Origin of the sequence: Arthrobacter livingstonensis (assembly GCF_003219815.1) — a bacterium.
Lineage (GTDB): Bacteria > Actinomycetota > Actinomycetes > Actinomycetales > Micrococcaceae > Specibacter > Specibacter livingstonensis.
In genome coordinates, this window is the sequence record NZ_QJVD01000001.1 from 166,906 (window position 1) to 179,077 (window position 12,172).

The following is a 12,172-nucleotide window of genomic DNA, read 5'->3' on the forward strand; positions in this document are numbered from 1 at the left end:
GCCATGATTGTGGCATGTCAGGTGGAATGCGCCAAGACGCGCAAGGGCGGCCCGGCATAGGCCGGGCCGCCCTTGGCAGCGTGGAATGAAGCGTCAGGCGGAGGTGTCCGGCGCCCCGCCAAAGCCGATGCCCCGGTAGATCTCAGGACGGTGCTTCTTCAGCCGGAGGCCCCAGAACAGCCCGGCAATGCCGGGCACCACCACCAGCGCCGGCAGGATCCAGGAAAGGGGGGAGAACCCGTCCGAGCCGATCAGGACGTTGAAGTTCACCACGATCAGCACGAACACCGTGCCCAGCGTCAGCGCGGCCAGGGCCGGCGCGACGACCCGGGTCCACAGGGAATACCCGGCCGTGTGCTTGCGGAAGTAGCCGATGACCGCCACCGAGATCAGGACCAGGAGCAGCACCAGGCCGAAGGCCGCCGTGTTGGTCAGCCACGTGAAGAACGTCAGGACCGGGTACAGTTCCCCGAGCGGGGAGCCAATCCCTGCGATGGCAAACACGGCCAGCATGACCAGGGCCAGCACGGACTGCGTTAGCGATCCGGCCACGGGGGCGTGCCGGGCGTTGACGCGGGCAAAGCCGCGTGGCAGCACGCTTTCGCGGCCCAGCGAGAACACATACCGGGCCACCGCATTGTGGAACGCGATCAGCGCCGCCAGGAGGCTGGTGATGAACAGCACTTGGGCAATGTCGGAGACGATCACGGCGCCGTGGCCGGAGAGGAAGACGAACAGCAGGTCCGGACCAAATTTCTGCGACTCCGCAATGATCTGGCCCGGACCCGTACCGATGGTCATGGCCCAGCCGGAGAAGGCGTAGAAGAGCGAAATGATGCCGACGGCAATATAGGTGGCCCGGGCAATGGACCGGGCAGGATCCTTGGCCTCCTCGCTGTAGATGGCGGCCGATTCAAAGCCCATGAAGGCAGCCATGCTAAAGGCCAGGGCCGCACCGACTCCGGCCGTGAACAAGTTCGACGGCGCCAATCCGGCACCGCTGACACCTTCCGGGCTCACGGTGAACGCGATCACGTCGAAGACGATGACGGCCACGAATTCCAGCCCCACGAGGACGCCGATGATCTTGGCGGACAAGTCCACTTTGTTAATGCCCAGCCAGCCGACAATGACGAAGCCCACCAGCGCGGTGACCCACCAGGGGACGTTGAGCCCAAATTTGGCATTGACGAAGGACGCCGAGGCAAAGCCGAAGAGGCCGTAGATCCCGATTTGCATCGCGTTGTAGGAGATCAATGCCACCCAGGCGGCGCCAACCCCGGTGGCGCGGCCGATGCCCTGGGCAATGTAGGCGTAAAACGCCCCGGCATTGCGGATGTGGGCGCTCATGGCCGCGTAGCCGACCGCGAACAGGGCCAGGCACACGCCGAGGACGATGAAGGACAGGGGGATCCCGACGTTTCCGGTGACGGCGAAGTTGCTGGGGATGCCGCCAGCCACCACGGTCAACGGGGCGGATGCGGCGATGATCATGAAGACGAGCGCGGGCACACCGAGCGTGCGCTTGCTTAGTCCTTTGCTGCTTCCGCCGCCGGCGACGGTGCCGGTGGGCGGGAGGGTTTGTTCGTGTGACATTAAAACCTCCATTGGGAGAATAACGATACACCGAGTGTGTCAGCCATCACAGGTGGTGGCTTGTTATTCCCGGCACCGCCATTGACTGTCAGTGCAGGACTTCAGCGGGCCCATCAACGGCGGGGTTGCCGCGGGACGCGGCAGGGGAGGGGCCGCCGCCACAGCGGTGGCCCCTCCCCGGGCGCCCCCATGGCCCGCAAGTCCCCGGCCACGCGGGCCCGGGCAACGGGCTCCTCGGCTGTGGGCCCGGCAGGGTTGGGTGGTGCCCTTAGCCGTTGATCACCTGGGGCACGCCGAGGGCCTTGAGGCCTTCGACGCCGAATTCGAGCCCGTAGCCGGACTGCTTTGCCCCGCCGAACGGGATGCGGGGGTCCACGGCGCCGTGCTTGTTGATCCACACGGTGCCGGCCTGGATGCGTGCCGCGACGCTGCGGGCCAGGTCCAGGTCGGAGGACCAGACGGAAGCGCCGAGTCCGACGTCGAGCCCGTTTGCCATCTCCACTGCCTCGTCGACGGTGCTGTAGCTGATGATGGGCAGTGCCGGGCCGAACTGTTCCTCGGTCACGAGCGGGTTGTTGTTGTCGATGTCGGCAACAAGCGTGGTGGGGTAAAAGTAGCCGGGCTGTCCCGCCTCCGGGTTGCCGCCCAACAGCACGCGCGCGCCGGAGTTCCTGGCAGCTTCCACAAGGCGGGCAACGATGTCGAACTGCGCCTTGTTCTGCAGCGGGCCCAGCACGTTGTTTTCATCCAGTCCCACGCCCATGGGCATCGCAGCGGCGACTTTGGTGAGTTCCTCGCAGACCGCGTCGTAGATGTCCTCGTGGACGTAGAGGCGCTTCAGCGCCGCGCAGGTCTGGCCGGTGTTGATGAACGCGCCCCAGAAGAGGTCCTCGGCGATGGCCTTGGGATCGGCGTCGGGGAGCACGATGCCGGCGTCGTTGCCGCCGAGTTCCAGGGTCAGGCGCTTGACGGTCCCGGCCGAGGACTTGATGATGGCCTTCCCCGTTGCCGTGGAGCCGGTGAACATGATCTTGCCGATCGCGGGGTGTTCGGCCAGGCGGGCGCCGACCTCCCTGCCGCCGCTGACCACCGAGAGCAGGCCCACGGGAAGTTCCTGGTTCAGTACGTGGATCAGGGCCAGCACGCTCAGCGGGGTGTACTCGGACGGTTTGACGACCACGGCGTTGCCCATGCGCAGTGCCGGGGCGATCTGCCAGATGGTGATCATCATGGGCCAGTTCCACGGGCCGATGGCGCCGATGACGCCGATGGGGCGGTAGTGGATCTCGGCGTGCGTTTCGCCGTCGTCCACCACGGTCTCGGCGGCCAGCTCGGTTCCGGCGGCGGTGCGCAGCCAGGCGGAGCAGGCACCGACTTCGAAGCGGGCATTGGGGCCGTTGAGTGGCTTTCCCTGCTCGCGGGAGAGCAGCCGGGCGAGCTCTTCGGCATTGCGTTCGACGGCGTCGGCTGCCAAAAGCAGCGCCGCGCTGCGTGCCTCGTGGCTTAGTGCCGCCCATGCGGGCTGGGCGGCAGTGGCGGCGTCGACGGCTCGCTCCAGGTCCTCAACGGTGTGGACCGGCGCCTCGCCCACCGAATCACCGGTGGCCGGGTCGAATATGGTCCGGGTTTCGCCGGAGGCCGGTGCAATCGCCGTGAGAAGGTCAGCGTACGTTTCCATGAAAACTCCACTCCGAATCGGTAGGTGCAAAGCCCGTGGGGGCAATGCTGTGGTTCCTTGATGCCTCAAGTTTGATTGACCGCCGGCCCGCTGTCTTGTCATTGCGCGAAAGCCTGTTGTCCCAAGGCGAACAACCCTGCCGCCGTGCGCCGAACAGCTTCAGGTCCCGGAAGGGCTGCGATACGTGCTGGGGGTTTCGCCGAAGGCGGCGCGGAAAATGCGGCTAAAGTGCGCCGCGTCCAGGAAGCCCCAACGGGCGGCGATGACGCTGACGGGGCGGTGTCCCAGGAGGGGGTCGCGCAGTTCTCTCCGGCAATTCTCCAGCCGTCGTGTGCGGACCCAGTGGGACACCGTTGTCCCCGCCTCCTGGAAGACGTTGTGCAGGTGCCGGGTGGAGATGAAGTGTGCCGCCGCGATGCCTGCCGGGGACAGTTCCGGGTCGGCCAGGTTTGCCTCGATGAAGCGGCGGATGCTGCCCAGAAGTTCGTCATGCGGGCGCCTTGGGTCGTCCGGTGCCTGGTCCAGCTCCGCGGCAAACAGGGTGCTCAGCAGGTCCACGGTGTTGTGGGCCAGCCGGTGCCCGCTCGGGCCGGAAAGCACGTCGAGATTTTCCGCCAGCTGGGTCATGAAGGGACTGATCATCCGTCCGAGTCCCTTGTCGGCGGCCATCCGCGTGGCCGTTAGCCGGCCCACCGAACCGGCCGGAAGGTCGAGGGCATCGTGGGGGAACATCAGCACCAGCGTGCGGAAATCGGACTCAAAGGCCAGCGTGTAAGGACGGTGGGTGTCATACACGGCAAGGTCGCCGGGGCGCAGGACGGCCTCGCGGTTGTCTTGGACCAGGATCCCGCTGCCGGCCAGCTGCAGGTTGAGCTTGAAATACGGGCGGTCCGAACGGGCGATCAGCGACGGTGTGCGGTGGACGCTGTGGCCCGTGGCCGTGACCTCAACGATGGCCAGCTCGTCCAGGAGCCGGGAGCGCAGCCGGCCGTGAAAATGGTCGGGGTCGCTGGAGCGGACATGCAACGGCACGAAGGATTCGGAGATGAGATCGTGCCACGCGGAAAAGGAGTGGGCGACGGCGGTTTGGACGGCGTCGGCGGTTTCGGGTGCGGCGGTGACGGGCATTCGAGGTCCCTAGTGTGGTCCAGGCCTGTGGGCGGGAATTTGCTGTCCGCCGTCGGACGTCCCGGCGCCGTGGCGGCGGCCGGGCGGAACTGTGGCGGACAACACTTTTGAATCACTCTAGTTGCTTGCGTGGCGGCTGTCACTTATTTTCGACGATTGTCGAATAAAAAGTTTGTCCCTGCCGCCGTGCGGTTTCATCCGCAGGGTTTAGCAGCAGCAGATAGGCGTCCAGTTGGGCGTTCAATTGGGCCGGCAGATGTTCCCCGGGGGACATGGCGGCGATGATTTGGGCTCCGAGGAGCATGCTCATCAGCTGGTTGACGATGTCCTCGTCACCGACGGCGGCGGTGACCTCCCCCCGGTCCCGCGCCTGGCGAAGGTATCCCTCCATGGCGGCGCGCCACTGGTTCATGGACGATTCATGCAGCTCGGCCTTGGCGGGGTCGGTCAGGGCCTTCTGCCAGAACGGGATGACGATGCGGGCCTCGTTGATCCGGTCCTCGTCCAGGGGCAGGACCTCCTGGCAAAAGGCGCGCAGCGCCTCCATCCCGACCTTGCCGGCCGACATGTCCGCAATGCGCTGATTGGTCCGGTTGAAGACGTGCCCGAAGGCGAAGGTGAGTAGCTCGTCCTTCGTGGGGAAGTAGGGCTTCAATGCGCCGTTGGCAAAGCCGGCCTCCGCCGCGATCTCGCGCATGGTGGCGCCCTCGATCCCGTGCCGGGCAATGATGCGCCAGGTGGCGTCGACCAGCTCAAGCCGCCGCTGGTCGTGGTTGACAATCTTCGGCACTTAAATTCTCCAGACGGGCGGCGCGGGCCAAGCGAAGTGGCCCGACCCCTTGTGATGCATCTTACGTGCGAGTATTCTCTACAATCATAGAATAAAAAATGCGGGCGTCCGGATCCCGGCCGCCATCCACGGAAAGAGTAGCCATGACAGCCACCACCGACGTCGACGTCGCACCCCACTCGCTGGCCTCCGCCGACGAAATTATCTCAGTGCGGGACATCCTGCACGACGCCGGACTGCTGGGGGAGTCCGCACGCATCGCCTACCTGGGGCTTTTGGACCCGCCCCGGGGACAGCAGGAGGATTCGCCGGTGAACCGCCGTTACCGCGTGTTCCTGCACGACGTTTCCGGCGCCGCCCCCAAGGACGTGGTGGTCTCCGTGACCCGCGGAACCGTGGAATCCGCCGTCGAACTTGACACGGCCGTCACGGGTGAGTTGCCCGTGCTCGAGGAGGAGTTCGCGGTGGTGGAGGAAATCCTTGCCACGCATCCTGACTGGCTCAAGGCGCTCGGGGCCCGGAATCTCGATGTCGCCAAGGTGCGCGTGGCCCCGCTCTCCGCCGGCGTCTTTGAGTACCCGTTGGAGTTGGGCCGCCGGATCCTGCGCGGGCTCGCTTTTGTCCAGGACTTCCCGGAGGACAGCCCGTGGGCGCACCCGGTGGATGGTCTGGTGGCGTATGTCGACGTCACCAACAAAAGCGTCGACGCCGTTTTGGACTACGGCGTGGTCCCCGTTCCGGCCGAGCACGGCAACTACACCGACCCGGAGCTGACGGGCCCCTTGCGGGAAACGCAAAAGCCGATCAGCATCACGCAGTCCGAAGGGCCCAGCTTCACCGTCACGGGCGGCAACCACATCGAGTGGGAGAAGTGGAGCCTTGATGTGGGCTTTGATGCCCGCGAAGGTGTGATCCTGCACAACCTGGCGTTCGACGACGGCGGCCGCCGCCGCTCCATCATCAAGCGCGCCTCGATCGCCGAAATGGTGGTGCCCTACGGGGACCCCTCCCCGGTGCGGTCCTGGCAAAACTACTTCGACACCGGTGAATACCTGGTGGGCCAGTACGCCAACTCCCTGGAACTGGGCTGCGACTGCCTCGGCGAAATCACGTACCTGAGCCCGGTCATCAGCGACGCCTTCGGCAACCCCCGCGAGATCCGCAACGGCATCTGCATGCACGAGGAGGACTGGTCCATCCTCTCCAAGCACTCCGACCTGTGGACCGGGATCGACTACACGCGCCGCAACCGCCGCCTGGTGGTCTCCTTCTTCACCACCATCGGCAACTACGATTACGGCTTCTACTGGTACCTCTACCTGGACGGCACCATCGAGTTCGAGGCCAAGGCCACCGGCGTCGTCTTCACCAGCGCCTACCCCGGCAAGGGCTACCCCTACGCCTCGGAACTCGCCCCCGGCCTGGGCGCGCCGTACCACCAGCACCTGTTCGGGGCGCGCCTGGACATGGCCCTGGACGGGCTGGCCAACCGCGTCGAGGAGGAGGACGTGGTGCGCGTCCCCATGGGCGAGGGCAACGAGCGCGGCAACGCGTTTACCCGCAAGCGGACCATCCTGGCCAGGGAGTCCGACGCCGTCCGGGAGGCGGACATGCGCGCGGGGCGTACGTGGGTGGTCACCAACCCGACGTCCCTGAACCGACTGGGCGAGCCCGTGGGCTACAAGCTGCACCCCCAGGGCCAGCCCATGCTGCTGGCCGACCCGGAGTCGTCGGTGGCCCGGCGCGCCGCCTTTGCCACGAAGGACCTCTGGGTCACACAGTTTGCCGAAGGCGAGCACTACCCGACCGGCGACTTCGTCAACCAGCACGGCGGCGGTGCCGGACTGCCCGCCTACATCGCGGCGGACCGCGAGTTGGACGGCCAGGACATCGTACTCTGGCACACCTTCGGCCTGACGCACTTCCCGCGCGTGGAGGACTGGCCGATCATGCCTGTGGACTCCGTGGGGTTCAAGCTGCGCCCCGAAGGCTTCTTTGACCGCAGCCCGGTGCTGGACGTGCCGGCCAGCAGCCAATCCGGCGCCAGCCACCACAGCGGGGCCGAGGGCGATGACCACTGCCACTGCTGATGCCGGCAACCGTGTCGGAGTGCTTGGGCCGGCCGACGCCGGGATGCCTGCCCGCCTGTGCGCAGCCATTGCCCTTGCATCCGTCGGAGCGCACCTGTGGATGGGGTGGGAGCACCGTGCCATGCCGTGGGAAGGCATGCTCATGCTCCTGATGGCCGCGGCCTGCCTGCCGTGTGCCGTTGCCGTGTGGCGCCGCGGCCACGGCCGGAGCGTGCGGCTGCTCTACGGGATGGCCCTGACGATGGTGGCCGTGCATGCCGTCCTGCTCCTGGCGCCGGGCTCCATGGAAGGGCGCGGCCACGGTGGCATGGGTTCCATGGACGCCACGTCATCCATGGCTGATGGCGGCATGGTCGGCGCGATGCCGCAATCGACCTCGATGCTCTGCATCGTTGCCGTGGAGCTGGCCGTTGCCATGCTGGCCGCGTGGGTGATGCGGCGCTCGCGGGCCTGCGCCGCGGATTGACTGGGCTCAGGCGCTCAGGCTCCGGGCGGATCAGCCCCGGCAGACCGGCCGTGGCCTGTAGCTACCACGGTTTGTTGTGAGTTTGCCCACAATTCGTGGTACGCTGGCCCGAACTTTATTACCGTCCGAACGGTCGGTAATTTACCACCTGAAGAATCCGCGCACCCGCGCCGAACGATGGAGTTCGCATGCCCCCCTCATCGACAACGACACCAACCCGCCGTTCCGAGGCCCGCCGGGTCCTCGCCGGAACACTGGTCGGCACCACCATCGAATGGTACGACTTTTTCATCTTCGCCCAGCTCACGGCGACGCTGCTGACCCCGCTTTTCCTCAAGCCCCTGAGCGAGAGCAACCCCGGCCTCGGCCAGATCCTGGCGTTCGCCATGATCGGCATCTCCTTCCTCTTCCGTCCCCTCGGCGCCATCGTTGCCGGGCACTTGGGAGACAAATATGGCCGCAAACGCATCCTGGTGCTCACGCTGATCCTCATGGGTGCGGCCACCGCCTTGATCGGCCTGCTGCCGACCTATGACCAGATCGGCCTGGGCGCGCCGCTGCTGCTGGTGCTGCTGCGGGTCATCCAGGGCTTCTCCGCCGGCGGTGAATGGGGCGGTGCCGCGCTGATGGCCGTCGAACACGCCCCGGCCGGCCGGCGCGGCTACTTCGGCGCCTACCCGCAGATCGGTGTGCCGCTGGGCATGATCCTGGCCACGGGCATGCTGTTCATCCTGCGCACCATCATGACGCCGGAGCAGTTCACTGCCTGGGGCTGGCGCATCCCGTTCCTGCTCTCGGTGGTGCTCGTCATTGTCGGGTACTTGATCCGCCGTGCGGTGGAAGAGTCTCCTATCTTCAAGCAGCTGGCGCTCCGCAAGGCCTCCGAGCACACCCCGCTCAAGCAGCTGTTCCAGACCAACACCAAGCAGGTCATTCAGGCGGCCTTGATCTTCGTCTCCAACAATGCCGCAGGCTACCTGGTCATCGCGTTCTTCATCGCCTACACCACCAAGGTCCTGCACATGCCGGTGGCCCCCGTGCTGCTGGCCACCACCATCGGCTCCGTCGGCTGGCTGATCTTCACTCTGGTCGGCGGCTGGCTCTCGGACAAGATCGGGCGCCGCGCCACGTTCCTGGCCGGGTACGCGCTGGTGTTCGTCTGGATGATCCCGATGTTTCTCCTGGTGGATACCGGCAGCGTGTTCTTCTACGGACTGGGCGTCTTTGTCCTGACGATCGGACTGGGTCTGTCCTACGGCCCGCAGTCGGCCATGTACGCCGAGATGTTCCCGGCGCACATCCGTTACTCGGGCATCTCCATTGGTTACGCGATCGGCGCCATCCTCGGCGGGGCCTTCGCCGCCACCGTCGCCGAGGTTTTGCTGCAGAAGACCGGCTGGTCCGGCTCCATCGCGCTATACATCATGGCGTTGACGGTAGTCTCGGTCGCCGCCGTGCTGTGGGTTGGCGAGACGCGCGGGAACAACCTGCACGTGGAGGACCTCGATGACGAACTCGTGCGCCTGGCCGCCGATGGGTCCGCCGAAGGGGCGTCCGACGGGAAATAGCGGCGGCGCCAAGCGGGTGCGCGGCTTTATTGCCGGGAACCCGCCGGCCGCCGTCGCTCACATTTCAAGCCACGCCTTGAGCCGACCCAGACCTTCTTGAATGTCAGCGACCGGCAGACCGGAATATGCGAACCGGGCATGGGAGCGGTCTTCCCCTGGCTGGGGCCGGCCAAAATGCAGGCGGGTGCAAAACGACACGCCCGTCGCATGCAGTGCCTCCGTGGCGAAATCCGGCAACTCCTTGATGCCTTTCACCGCCATGGCTCCCGTGACGTCAGGGAACAGGTAAAACGTGGCGTTCGGTTTGGCAACGCTGATTCCCGCCATGGAGTTGAGCAGTTCGGCGGTGGCATCGCGGCGGGCCTCCAGCTCGGCGAGGATGGCCCGCGGGCCCGACTGGTCGCCGCGGATGGCCTCCACCCCTGCGCGCTGGACAAAGTGGGCTGTGCAGGACTCGTCGTTGATGTTGAGCTTGGCGAACGCCTCGGAGACCTTCCGCGGGGCAACGGCACACCCGAGCCGCCAGCCGGTCATCGCGAACTTTTTGCTGAAGGTGTATAGGATGACCGTGCGCTCGGCCATGCCGGGCAGCGCCGCAATCGAGTGGGACGAACCCGAATAGCGCATCTCAAAATAGGCCTCGTCGGAGAGCACCCACAGATTGTGCCGCAGGGCCAGCTCGGCAATGGCCCGGCGTTCGGCCTCGGTGGATTCCGCCCCCATGGGGTTTTGCAGGTCGTTGAAGATGATGGCCTTGGTCTTGGGGCCAATCATTGACTCGAGCTGCCCAAGATCGATGGCGAAGCCGTCGTCCGTGGGGATGTAGCGGTACGGGCGGGCGACGCCGCCGAAGTATTCGATCTGGCTCTCATAGATGGGGTAGCCCGGATTGGGGTAGAGGACCTCGTCCGCCGGATCCATGAGCGCCTGGATGAACCGGTTGATCACCGGCTTGCCTCCCGGATGCACGGTCACCTGGTCCGGGCCGATTGTCATCCCGCGCTTGGCGCCGATGTCGTCGGCGAGTGCTTCACGCAACAGCGGTATTCCGGCCGCAGGGCAATAACCCGTCAAGCCGTCGGCAATGGCCTTGTCCATGGCCTCGACGATGTTTTGCGGAGTTGGAAGATCGATGTCACCGAGGTGGAATGGATAAACTTGGTGTCCCTGTGCAGCCCACTGGGCGGCAGCCTGGGAGACCGCAAACGCGGTCTCGGTGCCGAGCCGGTCTAAACGTCCCGCAAGTTCCACGGGCCACCTCTTTCCTGTTGGCTGGGCCCACGCGCCCGCGGGGCCCCGGCTGAGGAACGAAGCCGCGAGCGCGTGGTTGGGCCCACGCGCCCGCGGGGCCCCGGCTGAGGAACGAAGCCGGGGAGGGCGTGGGGACTTATCCTGATCGTACGACCGCTCTGGGCTATCCTCAAGGGATGGGACAGAAACACGTACTTGTCAGTGTTCCCGATGCGGCCTTGCGGGAAGCGTTCGGAGCGGTGCCCGAGGGTGTCGAGATCGTCGAATGGGACATGGCCGGCCCTCCGCCCGCTGCCTCGATCGACATCGTGGTGCCGCCATACATGGGCGGAACGGGGTTGCTGGCAGCATTGAATGGTGTCACGGCCAGGCTCGTGCAAAGCCAGTCCATTGGCTTCGACGGCGTTGCGGACGCGCTCCCCCCGGGGAACGTGTTCGCCAACGCGGTCTCCGTGCACGAGACCTCGACGGCGGAGCTGGCGGTGGCGCTCATTCTGGCATCCCAACGTGGCCTGCCTGAATTTGTCAGGTCAGCCGGACAGGGCACCTGGGCGCCGCTGCGACGGCCGTCCCTCGCCGACCGCACCGTGTTGCTTGTCGGTCACGGCGGCGTTGGCAAGGCAATTGAGGAGCGGCTCCGCGGGTTCGAGACAACCGTGGTGCGTGTCGCCACACGTGCCCGCGAGGAAGCCGGCGGGCACGTGCACGGCATCGACGAGCTCCCGTCGCTACTGCCCCAGGCTGACATCGTCGTGGTCGGAGTCCCGCTTAGCGCCGACACCACGCACTTGATCAACGATGGGTTCCTCTCACTCATGCGTGATGGCGCATTGGTGGTGAACATCGCCCGCGGTGCCGTCGCTGATACCCGCGCCGTGCTTGACCATGCCCGCCGCGGCCGGCTGCGGTTCGCCCTCGACGTGACGGATCCCGAGCCGCTGCCCGACGGACACCCGTTGTTTGATTTGCCAAACGTCTTGATTAGCCCGCACGTTGGCGGCGCGTCAAGTGCCATGCTGCCAAGGATGGCGCGCCTGCTGCGCCGTCAGGCCGAAGGCATGCTTCGCGGTGACGAGCCGCTGAACGTCGTTGTACGGACCTGACCCCCGGACCGGTCCGCCCGCCCCGGACGGCTGATGCTCAGTGCCGGCGGGGCCACCAGAATTCAAGCTGGATATTGTCCGGATCACGGAACACCAGTGCAGCACCATGGGGGGTCTCTTCCACCGGGGAATGGAAAACGTCCTGGTCTGCAAGGTGCTTTTCCCAGACATCCAGCTCCCTGCGGGAACTGACACTGAATCCTATGTGGTCCAGGCCGACGTTTCGGTCGTCAAACCGGGCGATCGGTACCACCGCGTGCTGATTGAGGCCGATCACCAGACCGGTTGGCTCATGCGAAAGCACGATCATTGCGCGGTTGTCCAGATCGACCCGGCGCACGCGCCTTAAGCCCAGCACCCGGCAGTACCAAGCTGCACTCGCCTCGGCGTCGGAAACTGACAGGTCGATGTGGGACGGTGTTCCGAACGCGGGCATGGCTTTCTCCTTACCTCGATTCCAGATTACCCCGCCCGCCGATTGGCGCCCTGCCGGCGCGATGGG

Annotated in this window: 10 protein-coding genes; 4 read left to right on the forward strand and 6 right to left on the reverse strand. The window is 66.0% G+C overall.

The genetic code is table 11. The annotated features are described in order from the left end of the window. Window positions 1–93: 93 nt before the first annotated feature. The 4 genes from CVV68_RS00710 to CVV68_RS00725 all read right to left on the reverse strand — a co-directional run bounded on the left by CVV68_RS00710 (window position 94) and on the right by CVV68_RS00725 (window position 5,192). The gene (locus tag CVV68_RS00710; RefSeq protein WP_110499086.1) at window positions 94–1,596 is read right to left on the reverse strand and encodes an APC family permease; all 1,503 of its coding nucleotides are present in this window, start codon (window positions 1,594–1,596) and stop codon (window positions 94–96) included. 268 nt (window positions 1,597–1,864) lie between these two features. Beyond that, complete coding sequence (locus tag CVV68_RS00715) at window positions 1,865–3,274, reverse strand: aldehyde dehydrogenase family protein (RefSeq protein ID WP_110499087.1); 1,410 nt, start codon at window positions 3,272–3,274, stop codon at window positions 1,865–1,867. Window positions 3,275–3,433: 159 nt separating this feature from the next. Next, window positions 3,434–4,402 carry an AraC-like ligand-binding domain-containing protein gene (locus CVV68_RS00720; RefSeq protein WP_110499088.1) on the reverse strand — a complete coding sequence of 323 codons (969 nt, stop codon included), beginning with the start codon at window positions 4,400–4,402 and terminating at the stop codon, window positions 3,434–3,436. A gap of 139 nt (window positions 4,403–4,541) precedes the next feature. After that, the gene (locus CVV68_RS00725; protein ID WP_110499089.1) at window positions 4,542–5,192 is read right to left on the reverse strand and encodes a TetR/AcrR family transcriptional regulator; all 651 of its coding nucleotides are present in this window, start codon (window positions 5,190–5,192) and stop codon (window positions 4,542–4,544) included. 143 nt (window positions 5,193–5,335) lie between these two features. Between CVV68_RS00725 and CVV68_RS00730 the strand changes: the two genes are divergently transcribed. From CVV68_RS00730 to CVV68_RS00740, 3 genes are all read left to right on the forward strand, one after another. Next, the gene (locus CVV68_RS00730) at window positions 5,336–7,282 is read left to right on the forward strand and encodes a primary-amine oxidase (RefSeq protein WP_110499090.1); all 1,947 of its coding nucleotides are present in this window, start codon (window positions 5,336–5,338) and stop codon (window positions 7,280–7,282) included. After that, the gene (locus tag CVV68_RS00735) at window positions 7,263–7,748 is read left to right on the forward strand and encodes a hypothetical protein (RefSeq protein ID WP_110499091.1); all 486 of its coding nucleotides are present in this window, start codon (window positions 7,263–7,265) and stop codon (window positions 7,746–7,748) included. Before CVV68_RS00730 ends, CVV68_RS00735 begins: the two co-directional genes overlap by 20 nt. A 188-nt stretch (window positions 7,749–7,936) precedes the next feature. Beyond that, complete coding sequence (locus tag CVV68_RS00740) at window positions 7,937–9,316, forward strand: MFS transporter (RefSeq protein WP_110499092.1); 1,380 nt, start codon at window positions 7,937–7,939, stop codon at window positions 9,314–9,316. A gap of 57 nt (window positions 9,317–9,373) precedes the next feature. Here the strand turns inward: CVV68_RS00740 and CVV68_RS00745 are convergent, their stop codons facing one another. Then, the gene (locus CVV68_RS00745) at window positions 9,374–10,567 is read right to left on the reverse strand and encodes a pyridoxal phosphate-dependent aminotransferase (protein WP_110499093.1); all 1,194 of its coding nucleotides are present in this window, start codon (window positions 10,565–10,567) and stop codon (window positions 9,374–9,376) included. A 176-nt stretch (window positions 10,568–10,743) separates the two neighbouring features. Here CVV68_RS00745 and CVV68_RS00750 point away from each other — a divergent pair, with 176 nt between their 5' ends. Then, a complete protein-coding gene (locus CVV68_RS00750) occupies window positions 10,744–11,670 on the forward strand; it encodes a 2-hydroxyacid dehydrogenase (protein ID WP_110499094.1) in 927 nt (308 codons plus the stop codon). Window positions 11,671–11,707: 37 nt separating this feature from the next. Here the strand turns inward: CVV68_RS00750 and CVV68_RS00755 are convergent, their stop codons facing one another. Then, complete coding sequence (locus CVV68_RS00755; RefSeq protein WP_110499095.1) at window positions 11,708–12,106, reverse strand: VOC family protein; 399 nt, start codon at window positions 12,104–12,106, stop codon at window positions 11,708–11,710. Window positions 12,107–12,172: the final 66 nt, after the last annotated feature.